Annotated in this window: 22 protein-coding genes; 8 read left to right on the top strand and 14 right to left on the bottom strand. The window is 36.2% G+C overall.

The features are described 5' to 3' along the window. Window positions 1–83 precede the first annotated feature (83 nt). The 3 genes from LRP83_RS06440 to LRP83_RS06430 all read left to right on the top strand — a co-directional run bounded on the left by LRP83_RS06440 (window position 84) and on the right by LRP83_RS06430 (window position 997). Window positions 84–260, top strand: a complete 177-nt coding sequence (locus tag LRP83_RS06440; RefSeq protein WP_230495869.1) for a hypothetical protein — start codon at window positions 84–86, stop codon at window positions 258–260. Between the two features lie 70 nt (window positions 261–330). Beyond that, entirely contained in the window at window positions 331–636 is a 306-nt protein-coding gene (locus LRP83_RS06435) for a BC1872 family protein (protein ID WP_230495868.1), read from the top strand. A gap of 55 nt (window positions 637–691) precedes the next feature. Further along, on the top strand, window positions 692–997 hold the full coding sequence (locus LRP83_RS06430) for a hypothetical protein (protein WP_230495867.1): 306 nt from the start codon (window positions 692–694) through the stop codon (window positions 995–997). A gap of 244 nt (window positions 998–1,241) precedes the next feature. Here the strand turns inward: LRP83_RS06430 and LRP83_RS06425 are convergent, their stop codons facing one another. Both LRP83_RS06425 and LRP83_RS06420 read right to left on the bottom strand, forming a co-directional pair. Further along, complete coding sequence (locus tag LRP83_RS06425; RefSeq protein WP_230495866.1) at window positions 1,242–2,939, bottom strand: M3 family oligoendopeptidase; 1,698 nt, start codon at window positions 2,937–2,939, stop codon at window positions 1,242–1,244. A gap of 402 nt (window positions 2,940–3,341) precedes the next feature. After that, window positions 3,342–3,737 carry a VOC family protein gene (locus LRP83_RS06420; protein WP_230495865.1) on the bottom strand — a complete coding sequence of 132 codons (396 nt, stop codon included), beginning with the start codon at window positions 3,735–3,737 and terminating at the stop codon, window positions 3,342–3,344. Window positions 3,738–4,015: 278 nt separating this feature from the next. Here LRP83_RS06420 and LRP83_RS06415 point away from each other — a divergent pair, with 278 nt between their 5' ends. Beyond that, on the top strand, window positions 4,016–4,711 hold the full coding sequence (locus LRP83_RS06415; protein ID WP_230495864.1) for an NAD(P)-binding domain-containing protein: 696 nt from the start codon (window positions 4,016–4,018) through the stop codon (window positions 4,709–4,711). A 90-nt stretch (window positions 4,712–4,801) separates the two neighbouring features. Here the strand turns inward: LRP83_RS06415 and LRP83_RS06410 are convergent, their stop codons facing one another. The 3 genes from LRP83_RS06410 to LRP83_RS06400 form a co-directional block, all read right to left on the bottom strand. Further along, window positions 4,802–5,041 (bottom strand): hypothetical protein, encoded by a 240-nt coding sequence (locus LRP83_RS06410; protein WP_230495863.1) that lies wholly within the window; start codon window positions 5,039–5,041, stop codon window positions 4,802–4,804. Between the two features lie 73 nt (window positions 5,042–5,114). Beyond that, entirely contained in the window at window positions 5,115–5,360 is a 246-nt protein-coding gene (locus LRP83_RS06405; protein WP_230495862.1) for a hypothetical protein, read from the bottom strand. Between the two features lie 127 nt (window positions 5,361–5,487). Further along, window positions 5,488–6,177: a DUF2726 domain-containing protein gene (locus tag LRP83_RS06400; protein WP_230495861.1), complete on the bottom strand. Its 690-nt coding sequence runs from the start codon at window positions 6,175–6,177 to the stop codon at window positions 5,488–5,490. 284 nt (window positions 6,178–6,461) lie between these two features. Here LRP83_RS06400 and LRP83_RS06395 point away from each other — a divergent pair, with 284 nt between their 5' ends. Further along, a complete protein-coding gene (locus tag LRP83_RS06395) occupies window positions 6,462–7,592 on the top strand; it encodes a CAP domain-containing protein (protein WP_230495860.1) in 1,131 nt (376 codons plus the stop codon). 75 nt (window positions 7,593–7,667) lie between these two features. Here the strand turns inward: LRP83_RS06395 and LRP83_RS06390 are convergent, their stop codons facing one another. Beyond that, window positions 7,668–8,549 (bottom strand): alpha/beta fold hydrolase, encoded by an 882-nt coding sequence (locus tag LRP83_RS06390; protein WP_354002328.1) that lies wholly within the window; start codon window positions 8,547–8,549, stop codon window positions 7,668–7,670. Between the two features lie 271 nt (window positions 8,550–8,820). Between LRP83_RS06390 and LRP83_RS06385 the strand changes: the two genes are divergently transcribed. Continuing rightward, window positions 8,821–10,191, top strand: a complete 1,371-nt coding sequence (locus LRP83_RS06385) for an IseA DL-endopeptidase inhibitor family protein (RefSeq protein WP_230495858.1) — start codon at window positions 8,821–8,823, stop codon at window positions 10,189–10,191. Between the two features lie 72 nt (window positions 10,192–10,263). Here the strand turns inward: LRP83_RS06385 and LRP83_RS06380 are convergent, their stop codons facing one another. From LRP83_RS06380 to LRP83_RS06350, 7 genes are all read right to left on the bottom strand, one after another. Then, the gene (locus tag LRP83_RS06380) at window positions 10,264–10,422 is read right to left on the bottom strand and encodes a hypothetical protein (RefSeq protein WP_230495857.1); all 159 of its coding nucleotides are present in this window, start codon (window positions 10,420–10,422) and stop codon (window positions 10,264–10,266) included. A gap of 133 nt (window positions 10,423–10,555) precedes the next feature. After that, a complete protein-coding gene (locus LRP83_RS06375) occupies window positions 10,556–11,503 on the bottom strand; it encodes a DMT family transporter (protein ID WP_230495856.1) in 948 nt (315 codons plus the stop codon). Beyond that, complete coding sequence (locus tag LRP83_RS06370) at window positions 11,476–11,982, bottom strand: hypothetical protein (RefSeq protein ID WP_230495855.1); 507 nt, start codon at window positions 11,980–11,982, stop codon at window positions 11,476–11,478. The genes LRP83_RS06375 and LRP83_RS06370 overlap by 28 nt, the downstream gene beginning before the upstream one ends. Before the next feature lie 362 nt (window positions 11,983–12,344). Continuing rightward, window positions 12,345–13,913 carry a SagB family peptide dehydrogenase gene (locus tag LRP83_RS06365; RefSeq protein WP_230495854.1) on the bottom strand — a complete coding sequence of 523 codons (1,569 nt, stop codon included), beginning with the start codon at window positions 13,911–13,913 and terminating at the stop codon, window positions 12,345–12,347. A 23-nt stretch (window positions 13,914–13,936) separates the two neighbouring features. Further along, window positions 13,937–15,880 (bottom strand): TOMM precursor leader peptide-binding protein, encoded by a 1,944-nt coding sequence (locus tag LRP83_RS06360; RefSeq protein WP_230495853.1) that lies wholly within the window; start codon window positions 15,878–15,880, stop codon window positions 13,937–13,939. A gap of 14 nt (window positions 15,881–15,894) precedes the next feature. Further along, on the bottom strand, window positions 15,895–17,838 hold the full coding sequence (locus LRP83_RS06355) for a putative thiazole-containing bacteriocin maturation protein (RefSeq protein ID WP_230495852.1): 1,944 nt from the start codon (window positions 17,836–17,838) through the stop codon (window positions 15,895–15,897). 188 nt (window positions 17,839–18,026) lie between these two features. Beyond that, window positions 18,027–18,332, bottom strand: a complete 306-nt coding sequence (locus LRP83_RS06350) for a heterocycloanthracin/sonorensin family bacteriocin (RefSeq protein ID WP_230495851.1) — start codon at window positions 18,330–18,332, stop codon at window positions 18,027–18,029. 429 nt (window positions 18,333–18,761) lie between these two features. Here LRP83_RS06350 and LRP83_RS06345 point away from each other — a divergent pair, with 429 nt between their 5' ends. Both LRP83_RS06345 and LRP83_RS06340 read left to right on the top strand, forming a co-directional pair. After that, on the top strand, window positions 18,762–19,283 hold the full coding sequence (locus LRP83_RS06345; protein WP_230495850.1) for a helix-turn-helix domain-containing protein: 522 nt from the start codon (window positions 18,762–18,764) through the stop codon (window positions 19,281–19,283). A 41-nt stretch (window positions 19,284–19,324) separates the two neighbouring features. After that, window positions 19,325–19,510: a hypothetical protein gene (locus LRP83_RS06340; protein WP_230495849.1), complete on the top strand. Its 186-nt coding sequence runs from the start codon at window positions 19,325–19,327 to the stop codon at window positions 19,508–19,510. 82 nt (window positions 19,511–19,592) lie between these two features. Here LRP83_RS06340 and LRP83_RS06335 read toward each other — a convergent pair whose 3' ends face one another. Further along, the gene (locus tag LRP83_RS06335) at window positions 19,593–22,763 is read right to left on the bottom strand and encodes an ATP-binding cassette domain-containing protein (RefSeq protein WP_230495848.1); all 3,171 of its coding nucleotides are present in this window, start codon (window positions 22,761–22,763) and stop codon (window positions 19,593–19,595) included. Between the last annotated feature and the right edge of the window lie 139 nt (window positions 22,764–22,902).

The raw sequence follows: 22,902 nt of genomic DNA, 5'->3' as shown, positions 1-22,902 counted from the left end.
AGATAAAATCCTTATTCTAAGTAATCTTTATCACAGCTAAAATAACTCCTATTCCTTATATTTAATTATGGGAGGTGTTTGGAATGAAAGTAACATATCCGATTAAAGGTGTCGCAGAGATTAAAGTACTTAAAGAGGAACTAAAACCCTTCGGTGGTCGTTGCGCAAAAATCGTGGAAAATACATTGGAGTTTCAGATTAAAGAAGAAAATCAACCAGCTGCGTACGAATACTTAAAGGAAAAAGGTTATATCAGTTAAGTCAGGATGTAGTTCCTGACTTTTTCTCTTTCTCTTGATTAAGGCTATCTTGTTTAAAGGAGTTAAGATAATGAATAAAATTGAAATAATAGCTCGAAGAATTCTAGGTTGGAAATTAAATCGTTGGGATCGATGGTATGATTTTGAAAATAATAAATTTATTTACGATTCAGAGTTCCAACCTGAACACAATCTAGAACATGCGATGTTAATTGTAAAACGATTGGAGATGATGGGTTATACCTATAAAGCCGATGGGCATACAGGCGTTTATTTTAATGACCATTATGCAATAGGTGAAACTTTGGCACAGGCCATCACGAATGCTGCCTACTTAATTGCTGATAATAGCTCTATACCAGATGAATGGTTATAGAAAAAAACTATGGAATTAGGTAGGAAATTAACAGTTCAAAAAAGGGTGAAATTTTATGATTAATAATGCTGATATTATCGAGAGATTGAAGTTACTAATTGGCCAGGAATTGACTAGTCATACCCTTCATGAAGCATTGTTTACTGAAGAAAAACACAAAAAAATACTGCGACGCTTTAACAGTGGCAAGTACAACTATATCGAATATAAAGTTAAAATTCAGGAGCAAGCTGAATGTAAATATGTGGCTGACATTACTCTATTAGGTAATCCCAATTCTTTTAGAATTGGGATTATCCAGGATTCAGATCTGAAATATATAATCGATTCTGATCCAAGAATTTCTTATAGTTATTTATAAATCCGATGCATGGATGCATGGGGACTGCATTTCGGATACCAGTCTAGCATTACTTTTTGAAATCGGGCTTGTCATCCTTCGCTACGTAATAACTTTAAGAAAATCAACATTTAACTTTAACAAAGCTAAAGAAACAAAAAGGCCAGATCCAAAAAGGGACCTGGCCACATATAGCCATTTGACTGTAGATGTAAATTATTTTATCCAAAAAAGGATATTTAGGAAAAGAACAAATGCATCCATTTTAAAAACTTTCATCCTCAAACTGCTCTACCCACTTGTCTACATAATCAATGATATACTTCAAGCTACCCACTTCAAATGGAGATAATAGCCGTGCTCGATTAATTATTTCTACTAGCGATTCACTGCCTCCAACCCTACAAATATTTAGAAAATCGTTCCAGCCTTCTTCAAGAGATTCGTTATATTTTATCCATAATTGGGTAGCGCAATTATGAGCGATATCGTAATCAATGAAGTAAAAAGGTGTTTCAAATAGATGTCCAATTTGATAAAAGCTTGCCCCTTGCTCTAGGAAATCAAATCCATCATAATCTTTTTCAGGCATGTAAACCCTTTCCATTTCCCTCCATTTTGCCTTTCTCTCTTCTGGTGTTGCTTCCCAATTTTCATACAGATAATGTTGAAATTCATCAATGGCATTGGCCCATGGCATCAGAATAAAGGCTTCAGTTAAGTGACTAAATTTATATTTTGCAGCGTCATTCCCGAAGAATAGCTCCATCCAAGGCCATGAAAAACGCTCCATCGTAAAGGAATGAATTTCAGCCGCATCATAAGTTGGAGCAATATATTCGGGTATAGGTGTATTTCGACTCAAATAAAATTGAAAAGCGTGTCCAACTTCATGAGTTAATACTCTTACATCATTAGGTATCCCGACAAAATTAGCGAAAATAAATGGTGCTTTTTCGGTTGCCATATACGTGGCGAATGCACCACCTCGTTTCCCTTTTTTACTTAAAAGGTCCATATTCCCTTCCGAAACCATGTACTCAAAAAATTCTCTTGTTTCCGAGGAAAGCTCGGAATACATCGTTAAAGCACGTTGAATGATATCATTTGCATTACCAGTCAATTTAGGAGCTCCGCTTTTAAAATATACTCGTTCATCATAAAACTTCAGTTTTTCTACCCCAATTCTATTCCTTTGTTTTTCACGTAGTTTAGAAATAAAAGGAACTCCAAATTGTTTGACCTGATTCCGGTAGACTTCTACATCCTCTGGTTTATAATTCGTACGTTTTAAACGGTCATATCCTAGCTGAGTAAATGTTTCGTATCCTAGTTTTTTCGCCATTTTCGTTCTTATTTTAATAAGGTCATCAAGTATGGTTTCTAATTGTTTTTCATTTGCAGCATAGAACGAATAAATCGTTGTGTATGCTTGTCGCCGTTCGTTTCGATCATTTGAAACCGTGTATCTATTTAATTCAAATAGACTCAACTTCATTTCATTAAACTCTAATTCTGCTGTCCCTAATAGGGAGAAGTATTTACCGATTAATTCCTTTTCAAGTTGAAGTTCTTCAACAATATTTTCTGAGAAGGTTTTTACTTTTAATTCAGCAATTCTAAATAATTGAGACCCCCACCGTTTCTCTAGCTGCGTTCTATAAGTGGTTTGTAAGATTGCTTTATAATAATCTGTTACTATGGCTTGATACTCAGAGCTTACTTGATCAAAATATGCTTTTTCTTTTTTATATTCTTCATTTGATAAATCGATCATATGTTTCAAGTACGCAAGCTGCTCCATCGATTCAAACTCATTCCGTAGCTGATTAATAGATAAAAACCATTTATTCAGCTCTTCAAAGCTTTCCGCCGTTACAAACCTTTCCAAAAAACGTTTGAAAGTTTGGCTAAATTGACCCATATTGACCCGTGAATAATGGATTTCATTTGCTTTCATCATAGGTATCTCCCCTTTTCTTCATGCGCTTGATACTCTTTAGAGTAACTTTTATTACTTTGTAACACCAATTACTTTTTATAGTAATCAATTTTACGCTAAAAAGCAATTATAAATTTCCAAATATAACATTTTTTGCTAATGACTTAGTTATAGATAAAAAAGACGTGTGAGTACTCACACGTCTTTTTCAATGAATGTTTCGCAATAATGATGCCAAATACCTTTCTCCAGTTCCTAATTAATTTCACCCTGAAATTCAACTATCTTCTTATTTAATTGATATCAGCAAAAAAAATTTCTGGTAGTTTCAGCTATAGATTACATGTGAACTCTTTACATTTAACCAAAAAAACACTCACAATTGTTGAATTTCCAACAGTTGTGAGTGTTTTTTGTAGATTTCTATTTTGCATTCTCATCTGGTTGATGAATGCCAATAACATTTCCCTCAGTATCGATATAATATCCTTGCCATGCCATACCAGGAAGAGCATACTTTGGTAATGCAACCTTGCCACCATTAGAAAGAATTTTTGCTTCAGTAGCATCATAATCCTCCACGCCCATTGTACAAGCAAAGCCATTCATTGGTTGGTTTGGTTGCGGCGGAGGACCTTGACGCTTCATTAGAGCTCCGTTTATACCAAGTTCATTTGCATCACCAGTTACAGCTCCAAAATAAGGCATTCCAGCATAATTAGTCCAATCTTCAAATGTCCAGCCAAATACCTCTCCATAAAACTTTGTAGCTCGTTCCATGTCATCTACATGAATTTCAAAATGTACTACTCTTCCCATAATAGCCTCCTAATTTTATTAAAATTTTTGATTCCTTTTCAGTATATATGTTCGACTAAAAGAACTCGTAATCCTTCCTCATTATTGAGACAAAAACAGGAATTTAAACCATTCTTGTTAATTTTTCTAGGTTTTCAAATACTTAAATTATCTTTTAAAAACATGGACTTTACTCTTTTCAAAACCTAGATAATTAAAGTAAGCTGTTCTTTTCAGCGTACTTTGCCTATATAATAAAGGATTAGAATTATAGGCTGATTAAGAGTGAGGTGTAAAAAATGAAGATAAATAAAGTGGGCTTAGTCGGGATTGGCAGATTAGGAAAAGCGATGATGACACACTGGGAAAAACATCCTATTAAAATTGGAGTATATCACCCATCGGAAACAAAACTTGAACCATTTGTGCAGCAATTTTCTAATAGTTATTCATTGACCGAAAGCGATTTATTAGAGTTAGATGTGCTTATTTTAGCCCTCCCTGCTTTGAACGTGATTCCCTTTATCTCAAATCTATATTCCATTAGAAGATTACCTTTTTCTACACCTATCATTAATATGGCAACAGCACTTGATACAAAAGATGTTAAGGCAAAGTTTCCAGACTTAAATATTCTCGGAGTGAAGTATATGGGGCATGCGCGAGACCTACTGGAGCATGGAAATGGCTTGTTTATAACCGAAACTAGGTTACCTAACCATATTGAAGCCCTCTATCAATATCTTGGAAGCATAAAAATCGATCAGGAAAGTCTTTTATCCGATGTAAATAAATTAGCAACCTATTATGCTGTAAAAGCCGCATTGGAAATCGAGAGAGAGTTTGCGAAAAAAGGACTTCCTTCCGATTATGTAAAAAGGGCTCTTACTTCCCTTGCACCTGAGGTTATTAGGGGATATAGCGAAGGTACTCTTGGTCACTTTGCTAACGAAATTGTTAATGAAATCAAAGGGAATACGAGTGATGACGAATGAATAACCCAAAATTATACAAAAAGCCCATAAGTGGGCTTTTTCCTTTACATATTGTATATAATCTCACTGTGCTTCTTCTAAACAGACCCATTAACCCTTTTTTATTAAATGTTCATTCAAAAGCATAGACAGCTTATCTCTCATTTCATCAGATGTAATAATCACACTTACTGATTTGAGCGTTCCTTTTATTATTAATTCATATCCACTGTTCACTTCTTTTTCATATCCATAATATTTATGGTTTACATCAATCGGAACAAAATGAAATGATTTTATTCTTCTCCAGGTAATAAAGCGGTTCCCACTTAGAATTCCGTCCTCAAACACAAGAAATAAATTTAGAAAATTGTATGAACGGGTAAGAAGAAGTAACAACAATATGTAGAATGTCCAATCAAATTTATAAATTACGGATCCAATTAAGAACATCGTGAACACAAATAGAACCATCAAAGCATAAATCAAACTTTTGTCTAGAATATGTTGGGAAGTCTACATGTTTCTGAGGGTAATTTCTGATGAACACGATTTCCTCAGCATTTGCAGGTATTACTACTTTTCGCTTCATTTTTACCAAGACTTGAACCAACATAAAACTGTAATAGCTTAAAATGATAAAAAATAATAAAGACACTAATAAATTCAAGCTTGACCACCTCTACTTTCAACTAAAAAATACGCTCAAAGTCTTTCAAGCTCTTGTATAATTTCATCAAAATTCACTTGTTACCCCCCACACACAAATTTCTACCACATTAGTATCTCCATCTGTGTTATTCAATTTCAAGTATTTCCCGACACTTCGGATAATTGGAACACCCATAGAACTGTTTACCAACATTTTTACCGCTTTTAGCTGCACGTAGGACGAATGGGGTTTGACATTTTGGACATATTGGAGAACTTGTAAAATTTTTGTTTACCTCTATTTTTTCAACAATTGGTGTTTGAATATTTACTGCTTCCGCTTTTGTAGATTGTATAATTGTTTGAAGCTTTTCTTCCACCTCAGACAAAACATAAGATCTTTTGTTCGTATATCTAATAAGGGGTAATCCAGCGTTTTTGAATACTTGGTTCACAAAATCATCCCTAATCACACGGTCTTGTCTTCCATGTGAAGAATCGTCTAATTCAATTCCACAAACGGGTTTCATAGATGCAGCGTTGCAAACTAAAAAATCAACATGCTTTTTGCTAATTTTATTATGGTATGTACTATGTTTACTTCGATCCTTTTCTGTCACAAAAAAAATATCCTTTAAAGCTACTTTTGTGAAGATAACAAATTCCTTTGTGATTACTAGACTTAGAATTTTGTAGAATGACAGTTCTGAGGGTGATAAAAAATTATCTCTTAATGCGTATGGAAATTCATCTATCCCTGTCTTATTTGGATCTTTAAGTTTAACTCCAAATAAATGGAATAGAAACCCTAAACATCCTTGATTATTACTAGACATAATTTTTAGCTCCTAAATATTAGATTGTATCTTAGTTTGTTCAATAGCTTTTTAGAGTTTCCTTTCGTGTAATTTGTATTTATCTACTTCATATTACCATTTCGAAACTGGAAAAAAGAAGGAAATTGATTATTTTCGACAAATAATTCTGTACTTACTAAAATTCTGTTGTTCATAATTCTTCCTCTAAACAAAAAAGTCGACCAAACAGCGAGTTAATAGCCTCTACAGCTTATAGATTTTAATTATTTTGGCTAGAATTCTACTAGATGGGAGGAAAAGTAATGTTCAATTTACTAAAATTAATACTGTACATTCTTTTGATATATTTTTCATGGCCAATTGTTCAAAACCAGATAGACGCCCCCTCTCTCTCTAAAACTGTAGAAGAATTTCAAGGAACATTGAATACGATTCAAAATAATCAAGACGTACGAGCTCATCTAAGCACTCTAAATGAAAATCTGCAAATATTTTGGGACCAATTAGGACTTCTTGTTGAGGATTCCCCGCATCCATTGAGTGAAAAGCCGTTAGATGAGATAAAACTTGAGATACCAGATCAGCTTTTATCAATTAATAATATTGAACTTGGTCATCCAAAAGACGATATCGAAAAAAAACTAGGAACACCACAACGAGTAAGCCTAAATGAATATGGCACGTTTTGGGCTACTTACCATAATAATTATCACCATTTCTTTATGGTACTGTATGATAAAAACAATAATGCTGCAGGATTATACACAAACCAAAACCTAATCGCATCTACTACTGGTCTTAAGTTTGGTAGTTCAAAAGCGGATGTCCGTCTGAATCTAGGCAATCCACTGACTAAAATTCAAAAAGGAATGACTTTTTACCAATTACAAGAGAAATCCGACTTTGATGTATTTCTACATGATAATGTGTACATCACCATTTTCTATGACAAACATAAAAATGATACCGTGACTTCTATTCAATTAATTCATAAGGACATTGAACAAAATAAAGCAGATATTTATCCAAAAGTAAGTGCTGACTTAAAAGAAGGTTTTGAGTATCAGCTTTTTGATTTAACCAATGCTTCTAGAGTAAATCATCAGCTTCCGATCCTTACATGGGACGAACACGTCCGAGAAACGGCGCGTAAACATAGTACGGATATGGCTCTGAATCAATATTTCAGCCATATCAACTTAGATGGAAAATCACCTTTTGACCGCTTAAAAGAGGATCAAATTTCTTTTCACACGGCTGGTGAGAACCTAGCCTATGGACAGTTTAGTAGTATATTTGCCCATGAAGGTTTAATGAATTCAATGGGACATCGAAAAAATATCCTCCAGAAGGATTATGAGTATTTAGGAGTCGGCGTAGCTTTTAACGAAGCATCGCAACCATACTTTACTCAGAATTTTTTTGCCAATTAGTTTCTGATTTTCTCAACATAAAAGGGAACCCCTTATTGGTTTGGAGTTCCCTTGTTGCATTATAGCTCCCAAAAGTTAGTAGTAAGTGTTTAAAAAGTCTACAATATCATTGTTAATTTTCACCAGATGTTCTTCGGATGGGAAATGTCCCATATCATAGGTCTTAAATGCAATTAGATTTGGAATGATTTCTCTAGCAACTTTATTTAATCTATTTTCAGGAAAAAAGATATCTTTTTTCCCTGCTATGATTAAAGTGGGCGATTGATAATGTAACAATTCTTCCTTAGTAGTTAATTTGGGCATTTCTTGTTCAAGTCTAATATATTTAAAGACATCTCCAATCACTTTTTTATCAATTTCTTTCATACTATTATCTGACATAGTATCAGTAATTTTATTGAGATGTTTTTGTGATGAAGTACTATTAAATAAGATTAAAGGAAGTAAAATATCTTTAATCATTCTAGTTTTAGAACCTAATCTTATTCCTGCTGGTGATACCAATACTGAACAGTCAATTTTATCTGGCATAAATGTGGCTAATCTCAAAATAATTCCTGCACCGTAGGACGGACCAACAAATGCACTACTTTCTATATTAAAATAATCCATTAGTTCCTTTATCCACTGAGCAAAACTATGGTCCTTCGCTGAGATTCTACTTTCATCACTGTATCCTGGATGACCAATTGTATCTGGTGCATAAACTCTGTATTTATCTACAAGTGGTAAAAACCAAGATAAAGTCATTGGATTTATACAATTACCACCCTGAAATATAAAAATAGGTTTTCCTTCTGGTGGTCCTGCTACAAGAATATGTGTTTTACCATAACTTGTATCAACATATATCTGCTCGATTTCAAAATCAAACGACTTTAGATAATTATCATAATGTTGAGTAATAAGCGTTTTCCCATTACTTTTATATATGGATCCTTTCACCAAAAACATCCCTCCCTTATTCAATGTTTATAAGTTTAATGCTCTATTGGAAAAATTCTGATAACCTGAGTTTATCATAGGTCGCATCTGATGAGAACAGGCAGAATCTATAGCTCTTTCGGACTGGATGGAACCATCTGTGACTATTCAAGTCCGAATCGTTTGAAAATTCATACAAAAAAACAATACAAAAAAGCTTTTTAAAGATATGTAACTTTTTCCATTTATCGTCGTCTAAATCATTGTGAATTAGATAAATTGATATTTGGAGGTAATTAAATTGAAAAGTATAGGCAAAAAAATCATCATTACTGGATTAGCGGTAGCCCTCTTTCATTCACCATTTTCAACCAATATGGATGTTACTTTTGCGAAGGAAGTCTCAAAGACAACACAAACATCTTCGCAGAAAAATGAGTTAACCTCACAACAAGCTATTCAATTAGCAGCAAACTTCTCTGTTGCAGCCAGTTATGTACAACGTGGCGGTGACTACAAACCAGGAGAATATAAGACCTTTAGTTATAAAGGGAAAACGTATCGGTACTTAGCAGGTACGATTGATAAAAAAAGTGAGCTATTAAACTATTTAGGAAAATCACTTACCACAAGTGCTGCACAGAAATTTATGAGTACCAGGGGAATCATAGAATATAAAGGAAAATTAGCTCAACTAGAGGCTGATGGAGGCTCCCTTCTTCAATGGGAAAAAGCAACGGCTCAGTATATCAAAACTGAAAAAAACACAAAAGTTTATCGTCTAACCGTTCCATTAGGGGAAACTGGTGAAAAGGATCAATATTTGGTTCAGTATCAATATGTTCAGAAGCAAGGCTGGAGATTAAGTGACGAGCCCATTTTCGACCAAAGTGTTTTAACCGATAAAAAAACTGTAGAGCTTGCAGCGAGCTTTGCCCAAGCAGCTAGTTATGTTCAAGCAGGTGGTTCTTATCAAAATGGGGAGTACAAAACATTCACTTACAATGGTAAAACGTATCGGTACCTCTCAAGCCAAATCGACACAAAAAAAGAGTTACTAAACTATTTAAAGAACTCATTAACACACAGTGCTGCAGAGAATTTCATCCGTTCAAAAGGGATTATTGAACACAATGGTAAAATGGCGCAGCTAGAAGCTGACGGTGGTTCTATCCTTCAATGGCAGAAGGCTACGACTCAATTTATAAAAGATGAGAAAAACACTAAGGTGTATGTATTATCCGTTCCTGTTGGTGATACAAATGGAAAAGAGGATTATTTAGTAGAATATCAATATGTGCAAAATGCAGGCTGGCGAATTAGTAAGGAGCCTTACTGGAATCTAGATGTTCCGGGGAACGTTAATCCAGCATATAATTTTTTTAGACACCTTCTCGTTAGTACAAAGGCAACTCAGGATTTATTCTTAAACCCTTCTGCTTTTAATGTAGAAGAATTTAAGAAAGGAATTAAAAAGGTCGAATTTGTAGATATGAAAGAAATCGGCAAAAATAAATCTCAGGTGGATTTTATCGTAAAATTTAATGCAGAGCTTGATTCTACTTATCGGGGGTCTCTCGTAAACGGAGTAAATTATATGTATTTTTCTGTCCAACCCACTGGATATATGGATTTTAAAATCGCAAAGATTGGAAGAATTGAACTTTACTAATTATGTCGACTGTAACTACTCATCATTAGGAGCCCTCTTAAGATAGACTTAAGAGGGCTTTACTTTTTATTTCTATTCGGTTTTATAAAGCTCATTAATAAATTCCGTAAGCTTTTTATCATATTGAAAATATCCTAAGGTACCTTGGTCTGGTGTAACATACGTACAGAATTCAATGTTTTTATCTTCAAAATATGGAATATAGCTTAGGATTTTCTTTAAGTTTATCAAAGTATTCCTCCGCTTAAGATGTTGGTATGGATCAGTACAGGTGATTTTACAATGTATGAAGACAGTAGGTGAGGAATAAGGCACTGCCTAAAATAGTTTCATAACCACAAAATGTATGTGAGCCAATGTTTCACTATTGCATTCTCTTTCTTACAAACCTCATTTTTAAATGAACATCTGAAATTAGGAAGACACTTCCTAAAATTACAATGAGTCCGACTATCATTCCTAATGTCATTTCCTCTTGGAGAAAAAAACTGCCCCACATCATCCCGAATACAGGTATTAGAAAAGTGACACTGAGGGTTTTTGCTGGTCCAACATTATTAATCAAGTGAAAATATAAAAGATAGGCAATGGCTGTGCAAAATATAGCAAGACCCACAATCGACAAAACAGCAACCGTTGTAATAGCGCTTGTTGAAGTAGGAAAGTTTATGAAAGTAAAAGGCAATAATAGCATCGACGCACCCAGCTGTTGCCCCGCTGCGAGTGAAAGTGCGGGAACTCCAGCAAAACTTTTCTTAGCGTAAACACCTGCAAATCCATATGAAATCGTAGATAGGACGGAGAGAATCACAGCAATCATAACTTCCTTCGTGAATGGTAACGTACTCCAACCTACTAAGATGGAAACTCCTAACACGCCAACAACAGTACCAAGCCATTTACGAACACTTAGCTTTTCTTTCATCCAACCCCAGATTACGAATGCTGTGAATAGAGGAGTTAAAGAATTAAGAATTGCCGACATGGAAGCCGGTAAATAAAGCGCAGCTGTGGCAATAAGTGTAAATGGAATCGCAGCATTTAAGGCACCAATTATGAAATATTGTCTCCATTTTTGTTTTAGATACAATGATTTCCCCGATATGAGTAAAAAGACAATCAGAGCAGCTGCAGCAAGTGTAACTCGCCCTTGAATGGTGAGAATGGGTCCAAATACAGGTGAAGCAATTCGAATAAATAAAAAGGAAGCACCCCATAACGCAGCAAGTCCAAATAAAGCAGCCATATCTAGAGTTTTCATGTCTAATCTCCGTTCCCCATCTTTTACCTTTTGATATCTTGACTTTTCCAAAGTTCATAGATCATTTCTTTGAAAATCCCATTCAAATCTTTCGGTTTTTGATCTTTTAGCCATTCTACCTGATCAATTGGAAGTTTTAATTTTAACCGAACCTCTTCAATAGGCATTTCTACTTTTCTTATGTCTTCTATGGTGATTCCTTCTTCAATATTAGGAAACCAGGAATCATCTTCATGGACCACTTTGATATTTTCATATTCATGGATATCATCCAGCTCGCAAAATAAATTGATCAAAGGTAATTTTCCTTGGAATATTTTTAAATGCATAATGGAATTCAAGACTCTACCATCTTCTAACTCTATCTCAACGATTAGATTTTCAAACTCTTTATATTTTTTTACAATTAATTCACTTACAATCATATCAAATTGTAGTGTGAATCCTGCGCTTGATTCAAAGATATATATTACGCTTTTGAATAGGTGAATATTCTCACCATCGATTTTCACTGATTTCACAACAACCATCTCTATGTTCCCCCATGCAGTTGTTTTAAAGGTTTACTCTATTATACTAAATTCAAAATAAAACAAATACCCCACGTTTAAAAGATTTACAGGATATAAAACTGTGATGGCAAACCTTAGAATGGTGATACTCTTACATAATTAGGACCTTTCATTTAAAAAGAAATCGCCAGCACCTATATATAAGGTCTGGCGATTTCTTTTTAAATGAAGGCTCTGTTAAACACCGCTGTTGACGGTAACTATTAGACCTTAATTGTTACCGCTTTTTCCTTTTTCAACTGTTAATGGTAACCATTTCCATATTGCCCAATTCAGTTAGACCCTAAGAAATAAACATTATCCTTTAACAAAACCCTAATTTAACTATGCAAGTTACCTCTCAACCAAGGGCGATCCCGATAGTGACCGATTGGGAGTTGGATTAAACTGGTTTTTTCTTGTGAATGGATATTATAAATCTCATCACTTGATTGAGTTTTAAACCCAAGTAGAGGGTGCCCTCCCATACCAAGAGCAGAAGCTGTTAAGAGTAATCTTTGTACAAGCATTCCTGCTTCCATTTGTTGTATGCGATATCCTCTATACCCCATTGTTCTTACCAAATGGTCTTTCTCCCCAACGACATCAAGGCATAGCGGTACTTGGAATAAGTTCACATTACTTCCAGTCATAGAATTTTGTAACTTTAGTCTGTGATCCCCGGGGTTTATTTGACTTAAAGCATGGGCTTCGCTGTCATATTTATATGCACCGTCTGGAATACCTTCCACTTTATATAAACAAAGATACAGAGAGACTCTAGACACAGATTTTTGAAATGTAGAATCCAAATCATTACGATAGGAGAAGGATTCCGATGCCTCCTTAAGGAGTGTTGCCAATTGATGGAGGCTGACGTTCCTCATTGTGAAATCCACATCAGGTGAAAATCGCTGTCGACAGGCAGATGCTAAATCATATAATTGTCTCTTTATGTCCGGCAAAGGGAGAATTTCATAATTGTCAATGAAATACTTATGCGGGCTGATTTGCCGGAATGATTCAGTTGATTCAAACATAGAGCTTTCATTCATTTTCGTTAACATGGGAAATGGTTTGACTCGACGTGAACGGACATAGTGGTTAGGATGAATGGCAGTTATCTCTTGACTCAATTCATTGGCAGAGAAAGTCCCTTCTTTATCACTACATAGTGTAGACCAAATTGTCGGTTCCACTGATAACGGGACAATAGAATAAACACTTTCTTCATGCTCCGATAGACCCAGCAAATGGTTGATGGATTGGTCAAGAAATTGGTAGTACACCCCTGATTCAAAGCCAAAACGTTTCGCTACTTCCAATAGCTGTCCCATCAGTACACCAGTATCTAGCCCCTGCAAACGGTACGAAAAGTTATTATATTTGTAGTAATTTTTCCAAAACATGGTTGATACAAAGACTGTACCAAAACAAGTGGATAGATCACAGCGATTACCAAGTGCACGCGATAAATAAGAATCAAAATTCCCTTCTCTCAACAACACTAAGCGGTGATGTGCCACGTCATAGTGATAGATGCCTAAAGGCAAATCGTTCAGCTTTAAGTACACATATAATTCATTTGGATACAGTGCACCACCGGACGGAACAAACCGTCTATATGATTCCATTAGGTCTGGGGCTGGATCTGTAGTATAAACCGACTGGCTAAATTGAGTGTGCCCATATATATACCAAAGAAAATGACCCATTCTTTGAAGGTTAGGTTTTATTGGTACTTCCGATTCTTTAAGCGTCAGAGGTACATCAAGTGAAAACGGAACTACAGGCAATCCTTGGTAAAGCTTATATGAAAGCGGTGCATCCTCCCAATCCACTTTCCAGTCTGAAGGGCTAACTTTATCGATGTCAAAATGTAAATTGTGTAGAAACTCATCAAGTTTCATTTTTGTATCCTCCTCAGTGCCGCTTATGGAAAAGGATGTGGATGTGGATTAAGTTCTTCAAATTTTAGAGGTTGACTAGTATATCCAAGTTCCTTTGGTACTCTTAACACTCTCTCCAACCCTGTAACGCGGGTTAGATGATGACCAAATGTCATTGGCAACATCCCAGGTATGAGTACCTTTACGCAATGCAGTCCGTTTCTTATCGTTTCCGATGTTGTCTGGTCCACTACTATTACATCGAGATCCAAATTTCGAAATACAGTAAGAATGTCTTGAAGATCATCGGTTAGGTCTGTGTGATTCGTCTTCCACTTAAACTCTTCGTCAAACGTTCGTAACGGACGATTTTCATCCAGTAAAAATTGTAAGCGATCTTCTGCTTGTGGCATACCATAAAGCAAGCCATGATCATCCATTTTCCTCACCAAGGAAGGATCTTTCAGCATGCTGAGAAGTTCCTCCTGATTTTCCTCAAATTTTTCATCCAACGTCATCATCATGGCAGCCACTTCGTGAATGGCGCTTTTCACCGCTTTTAATGGATCTAAATGGGCTCCTGCTGCACAAATGAGATTTAGTCCCTTTTGCTTCCGATTTTTAGCAATCGCCATTATACTTGGAATACCATTTTCCATTGTTGAGTTATAAAAATGCAAGTCATATCCAGCTACCGCCCTCACGCGTTCAATCATTAACTGTAACTCTTGGTCTTTAGCGGAATATGGATCCAAACGAGGTAAATTTAGTTGTGCGTACCAGGTCATAAGGAATGAATCTCTCTCAACCACTTCCATAATCCCGTGGAAAATAGCCTCCTCCAAACTTCCACCTAGTGCACAGCCATTGGAAGTTTCATAGACAAACCCCTCCCCGCAGCCTAAGCTGTAATAAGCAAGCAATTCAGGAACTAGAATCGGACGCTCTTCTAAAAATGAATAGCCCCATACCCAATTAATGGAACGGTCTGGGCTAAATGGATGAAACGGAAAACCAGGCTGAGCATACTGTTCCTTAGCGTGAATACCAACCTTTATAGGATTGAGTGCAGTACCCTCCAAATTTCGAAAACTATCGTGGACTACTGTTCGTTTGCCATGAGCAGCCAAACCACAGTACCTCTCCAAACCCTCTAATATAGCGGTTGACTCACTTAAGGAGTAGGAATGTGTCCTCCCGGCTACCCCTTCATCTCCGACTAATAGCGGCAAATTGACTACTACATCTGCAAATGGGGGCACTAGGTCCTTCATTTTACTATTCATAAACCCGGTGCTCAGATCCAAATAGTCTTTAGCAAGTACCTTTATCAGATCATCCATTGAACGACATCGGTAATTATACATGCTGATTTTTGGACTTTGTTTTAGTGAAATACGGGCATCAATAGGTGAATCGTCAGGTAAATGACCGCAAACTGGACATAACGGATCGGGCAAAAAGGTATGTCTTGAAATCTTTTGTGTTATTAAATTGATTAATAGAATGCCTTCTTTCAAGTTTGATTGATCCCCTTGCAAAACTTTCTGTGCCGCGTCTGCCACCAAAAGGGACATTTGGAAAAGTCCGTTATTCGAAGCCCATGCATCACGGGAGCTATCTTTACGCTCCTTCTTTTGCTGCCTTACGTCAAACATCTCTATCCGTTCGCGGCCAGCCATAATTTTACGAATGTCTGCACAATTGGAGCATCCTGGGGAACTCCCTTGGACTAATGGCCCAATGACCCCCTCGCCAAATGAAACGAAGCCTCGTATCCAAGGGATTCCGGTTGGTTGCATGATTTTTTCAGCTTTCTGATGGATAGAGGGATACCAGGCATCATCTAATACGAGGACTAAATCAATCTCTTCTGATAATCCTTCCTTGAAATCAGGTTTATGAACGATATGGAATTGATTTGACAGCTGTCTACACGTATACTCTGCCAATAATCCTTCACCGACAACTAGTACGAGAGCACTCATATCGACTCCTCCTCTCATAAACACACACCAAACACCCCTGCAAGTTCCTTTTTAAAAATTGGTTCCACTTCTAGCTCATAAACTACAATTTGCTTGCCCTTCTTTTTCAAAATCTTCAAGGCAGTCTGCAGGTTCTCTAATTGCGATACATCTTCATAAGCTGGGATTTCCATACTTAGAGGGGATTTTTTTTCTAATTGGATAGACGAAACTTCCAATCCTTGTGTGTTAGTGTAGGTGGTTGAATTTTGAGCTCTCGTAAGCGCTTGTTGCGCTGCCTTCCTTAATGCCAAAGTTAAATTCAAGCCCACACTACCATACCAGCGATTGTTAATCCCTAGCCATACTACAGGAAAGCCGTTCACTTCTTCTCCTAAGGCGATGATCGGTGCTCCCTGCATCGTCGTTACTGCCTGCAAATAAAAACGGGAACGATTGTCTTCTACCACACTCAACTGGACAGGAAAGGCAGAAATTGTATGATTGAGAAGTTGATTTTTTAGCTCTTCTTCCAAACACCGTTGTAATCCCCGACTAACTCCTTCTGCAAATGTTTCCCCCGCTCCTACACCAATAAAATACGGTAATTCTAAGTTTCTATCAATCTCCTTATTTAAAGATTGAGACTTAGAGAATAACGGGACCAGTTGAGTGACATATGCTTCGATTCCTGTCAGTCCTGATTCTCGACGTGCCTCTTGATGCGTAAGACCTGAACAAATTTGTCTAGGTAGGAGCTTTGCCGGACCCTCAGACAATGGATCGACTGCCTGAACGAAACACTGTGCCAACGGAAGCTGCTTTAAATCCTCCTCATCCCAAATATGGAATATCCCTGATTCCTTTGAGGTCAGTTGATTGAAGTATAGAAGCAAATCACTCTGACGTTCTTTGCTTACATCATTTTGAAGTCTTTTACTAATGTCATTAACGAATTGGGCCGATATTTCTCCTGTAACAAGTGGATGAGGGATGTAAGGATGCCAGTTCCCCTCCATCGTATTGAAATCAAGTAAGTAAAATTGATTACTCTGTTCTATTTCAGTCTCACTTGAAACTTGTTTAAACAATTCAAAAACGATTACATTTGCCAACATCGCCTCTGCAACAGAAGATCTGGCTTCTAATTGCTCTTTTTTACCTAAAGAAGTTTGATGGATGCGGTGCCACGCGGATTCCCAGCATCCTTTAGAATCTGGATGCACTAACGGACCTGCGAAACCAACATTCTTTAGACTTATTGCGGGGAGGAAAATCTTCTTCTCTTCCCGACATAATCTATGCATGGCACGCAATTCCTCTACATTCCCTTCGCCTGACACATACAAAATCGAATCAAATGGTTTTACAATTTCTTGCCAAAAATTCCCCTGCCTATTTTTCAGAGTAATTTCTTTTACGCTTATCTCAGGGTCCGTTTGCCTTCCATGTTCTTCTAATTCTATTAACCTCTGTCTATTGGTAGGTACTCGGTCTGTGATTAGAACATTTATCTTTGGCAGTCCCGACTCAATCAACGCTGAAATTAAGGCAACCAAAATAGGACCAGAGCCAATAGCCAAAACATTGGCCTCGCGATACTTTTGAAACCGGTATGCACCTGAATCACCAAAACTGTCCAAAAATTCAATTTGAGAGGCATTTTTTTTAAGAACATAATCAGCCAATTGATGCGGTCGGTCTTGACTAACATCTCGAGCGTATCCATTTTGATAAAGCGCACCCGCTATCTCATACACCCTATCTCGATATGGTCCTGTCAATCCCTTTGTTATATCCGACAATGAGTACTCCCCATTGAACATCGGAATCAGTTTTTCAACCCACTTATCAATCGAAGTTCCTTCCATACGAAACGAACTAATGTTATTCCGAAAATACACACCGTTATGTGAATCAGGAAGAAAAAACGTATCCCTTTTCACTTTAAGGCGCATCGAAGGTGTCAGATTTGTCAATTTCGCTCCTCCTTACTGTTTCTGTCCTCAATTGTTGAATATTTACTCTTACTTTTATGGTATGTACAGCAATTTGTCTCATATGTCTAATCTTTATAAAGAAGCCCCTACCACCATTTAGGTAGGGACTTCCTTGTTTTCTTATACAACCATGGTGTCACTACTGAAAAGTAAAGCTAGCTACCTCCTCAGCGATGACCACCTCCGCCGCATCGTCCACCTCCACCACAACGTCCACCACAATTACCTCCACAATTGTGACTGCAATTAAAGCAATTATGACATCTGAAACAGTTTGAACATCTAAAACAATTAGAGCAACTAAAACAGTTAAAGCAAAAAAAGCAACTGAAACCGAAGCAACTAGTAACACCCAAAACACCGAATTGTCGAGATTGATCCATAGAGTACTGGTTTTGATCCCAAGGAATTGCCTGGTTAGCTTGGAAATCACCAATATTTAAATTTTGTAATTCATTATGAAAATCGTACATATCCATACCTCCGTTATTTTTTTAGCAAGGTGGAATACTCACTTAACCGCAGGGAAAAAGTGGTAGGTGAATTCACCACACTCTTCAACAAAATATGAATATCCCTTGGGTATTGTTACTGATTCAAATACCTATTTTCAAAGAGTGGGGAATTAAATTCTGACAAAATTGTTCGAACACAGTAATGACAACCCCTAGAATGATATTTTTACGTGCTGTTACCTGAATGAATGTTGTTTTTTCTTTTTGCCATTTGAATGTTTTTTGTCCATAGAACTAGATATTTAACGTAATAGTTATATTGGTTACTTTTGACATCAAATTTAAATAAACTTGTAAAACTGTAAAGAAATATCTATGATACATTGAAATTAGCTTGTTTCATTGAGGAAGAAACAAAATACTAGTCATATAGAACGAGTTGATCATATGTTAAATGTTAAGGAAGTTACGGAGCAACTTAAGATCGAAGGTATAACAGATAGTGAAGAGGTTGTCATACGTTGGATTCTGGATGGGAAAATAAAAGCTAAAAGAGCAAATCACTATAAAATCGACTTTTCAATCAAACCTGGAGATTTAGCAGCCTTTATTTTAGAAAAAAAGATTGAAAGTAAAAGTAAACAATTTGGCGTTGATTACCAACAGTGGGAAAAAACGTTCGCTGAAAATCAACAATTAAAAGAGAGAGTCGTAGAATTAGAATCCACTGTTCGGATCGAACAAGCCAAATATAGTTCCTTAAAAAAAATGTTAAAAGCTAAATATTCTTTGAATGACACAGATCTACCACTTACCCTTCACTCCTTGTTAGGCGTAGATGACGTTGATAACCACGATTTGCTAAAGAAAGAGTTTAAAAAATTACTTAAAGCCCTTCACCCTGATCGAGGTGGAGATGAAAGATTATTTATTGTGTTCTATGACCATTACAGGAAGACATTTTTATAGTAAAAAATAGTCTTCAAAAAACGTGAAAGGTGGTTAATAGCTTGGCAGATTTAACTTTACAGCAGATTGTCGAAAGTGTTCCAAAGTCCCTATTAAATGCTTCTGATCGTGATTTAGAGGGATTTCAAAAAATCCTTGATGAAACGATTAAATTAAGAGAAGGACATAGAAACCTACAAAAAATGATAAAAAACTTCTCGCTTTCTAATCCGATGCAACGGCCTTAATGCAAGTAAATTGATTACCGCTTAATTACATAAACAAATCCAATTCATATACACGAATTGGATTTGTATTTTCTAAAACTATTTAATTATTCTGCTCAAGACAACGATAAACCTCAAGCATATCCCGCTTATTCAACTCACGAATCCGGTTGAATATAGGTATATCTGCAACCTCTTCATTCAATAAGCTTTCATCCACCACATCACTTACTTTACCCGTTAGCCAAGTTTGTACATTCATACCCTCGACGATTTCCTGACGACCTTCGTCATTAATACCACTTGCAAAACAGCTCATACAAGGTATTGATAATTTATGCACGCCTTCATGAAGACCATCTTCTGATATCACTTTCTTCCCTTTACAGAATGGGCATGGATGACTAGCTTTGATTTTATTAATTAAAGTAACTATTTTTTTATAGCCGAACGCTTCATAAACATAAGTAAGTTTTTTATATTTACCATTAGTAAAATACTTATCAATAATAGTTTCACGCGTTTCATCGATATTGGCAAAATCACAAATGGTAATCAAATTTTTACTACTAATTGCTTCGATATTACCTTTAATACTACCCCAAAATGGTAAAGCATTTTGTAAAACGACTTCATAGTTAACAAAGCTTGCTAGTTCTAGTTCATACATTTTCAACGCTACTTGAGTTTCCCTAGGTAGTAAGGACACATCTTCCACAAGTGACATGTTACCACCAACAATGGCCTTCAGTTTCAACAGTTCAGGTAAAGGCCCAACAACCTCCATAACTTGATCCATAGGCATCTGGATCATCTTACGAATATCACTAGTACCAAACATTAGTTTTTTATGATGATTAAGTACGGTTCCTTCACAAACTGGACAGGTAATCATCTCTTTGGATTCTTTCATCTTCTCTTTAATAATCGATTTCGAAATGAACATGTAACGCCCGATGATAAAATTAAAGCCTTCCCATGTTCTTTGTGTCTTGCCCTCTTTATCATAAAAGGACTTTTCCCAATAGCCATATAAAAAGGTATTCATTTCAGCTTTTGTCATTTCATTATAGCTTTTACTTATATCTTGACCTAGCTCATTCTTGATTTCGTCAAAGAGGAATTGTAATTTTGGATATTGATAATATTTTAGTACCTCCATAACATCTGGATGTAGCAAGCCATCCCAAAAAGGAACAGTTTTATCCTGTACAACAACGTCAAAATTAAACTTTTCAATCACCCTGCGACCCGAACATGACGGACAATGATTTTCTTGACGATAAAAATCAAAGCTTCTTGTATCTTTATTAGTCGGGTGTGCAGCAACGATATGGTTAATCAGTCCGCCCAATTCATACAGGAAACTATGTTGGCTATATAGGTGTCTTTCAAGATCGATGGCTATTACTGGAGCTATCCTATCTGATTCGTATTCACCGTAGATGAGACGCGCCATTGGTGATAAGCTCTTTAAAATTCCGCCCTTATAGATGTTTTCTGCCTTTTTAAAATAACTAATATGGTTCTCTTTTAAGTAATTAATCCCACTCTTCGACTTCAGCGTAGATGATATTTGTATAGGAGCAACTTTTTCTTCGCCTTTATGTTGTCGATAGTAATCATCATGACGCACCACTTCAAGATGCGTTACAGGTTCTAGCGCTCTTTTACCAAAATCAACGACAAAATCAGAGCTTTCTAACATATAGGCATTATGTTCAATCATAAAAATTGAGACGGATTCATCCTCTAAAATGACCCGAACACTATCAATAAATTGATTTAATATATTTTGTGATAAGCCTTTGGAAGGCTCGTCGAAAATAAACAGTGTATGTGGGTTTCTCGTGTTGGCAAACAGCTCTGAAACTAAATGAACACACTGAAATTCACCTGTAGATAAAGATTGAGTTTTTCTTTCTAAAGTTAAATAGCCCAATCCAAGTTTAATCAATAGGCTCAACCGTTTATGAGCGATATCTTCATTTGGTAATTCGTCAATAATATCTTCAATGGATCGCCCGAAAATATCATCAATCTCTTCACTTAATTTTGTGAGTTTCCTTTTAATATCTAAAAAAGTAGCCACGGTAGACCGACTAGTTATCGATTGGTTTCGATCTTGACCAACTATTACTAGTTTATCTTTTGGATAGCGCTTGATAAAATCCTTGGCAATACACTCATTGACAAGAGTTGATTTTCCACAGCCAGACTCACCCGTAAAGGTTACTAGTCTATTTTTCGGAATTTGAATTTCTTGCATTTGAATATTACGACAGTGAAGATCCTGAAATTGATAGTAGTCTGTTGGATTTGTCTGATTTCGTTCCCAAATAATCGGTTTCGGACGTGGTGATTCCTCCACGATTTTCCCGCCATATTTACCACTACCCGGTCCAAAGAACAATTGTTCATCCGTTGTTTCTAGCACCGTATCTGAATGATCAATCAACCAAATCTGATTTTTAAAGCCTAATTGTTTAATCTGCTCTAGAATTTTCAATAGGGTTTCGTGATCAAGACCAACGGAGATTTCATCAATGATAATCACCGTATCTTCACTTGTTGCCATGAACTCACCTAAGTAAAGTCGTGTTAATTCTCCCCCCGATAATGTTCCCATGATACGATTTAAATGGAGGTAACCAATATTCATATTGATGAGATTTTGAAGAATATGTTGCTTTGCATCACTAATATGTAAAATGTCTGCTAAAGAAAGAATCGATTCCATGCTTAAATTGTTCATATCCGAAATCGTATGTGGTTTACCAAAAAGTTCTATTGTATATTGTTCAACTTCTTGATTATAGCGTTTTCCTTTACAGGTTGAGCATTCAACATTTTTAGTCGTCCCGCGACCTTTACAATCTGGACACCAGCCTAATGGATTATTAAAGGAGAAGACTTCTGGAGAGAGATTAAATTTTTCGGCAATTGTTTCGCGAATCTCCTTAAAAACGCCAGTATGTGTGCCGATGGTCGAGCGTGGATTGGAAGAAATCGATGATTTTCCTAAAAAAAGAACTAAAGGGATTTCTTCCATCTTGATTGCACTGAAATTAGTTTCCATAATAGTAGAAAACAAATATTGATATTCAGCCTTTGGTAATAAGGAAACGAGGCGCTTTTTTGATTCCTCCCCAATGGTTTGACAAAAGGTTGTTTTCCCAGATCCAGACAATCCTGCAATACCTAACGATTGGTTTACAGGTAGTTCTGCATCTAATTTGTTAAGATTGTTAGCTATTAAATGATTAATTTTCATTGTGATATCCTTTCTATATTGCGTCTGTGTTATTCCTTCTCTATCTCTATTGTTCTTTACTTTATTTAGGATATTAATTATAATTTAAATAGATAATCATATACTAAAAAAGAGCTCCAGCCGGTAACTGGAGCTCCTA

The organism is Pseudoneobacillus rhizosphaerae (genome assembly GCF_917563885.1).
In the GTDB taxonomy this organism is placed as follows: domain Bacteria; phylum Bacillota; class Bacilli; order Bacillales; family Cytobacillaceae; genus Pseudoneobacillus; species Pseudoneobacillus rhizosphaerae.
This window is presented reverse-complemented; position numbering and strand designations above follow the sequence as displayed.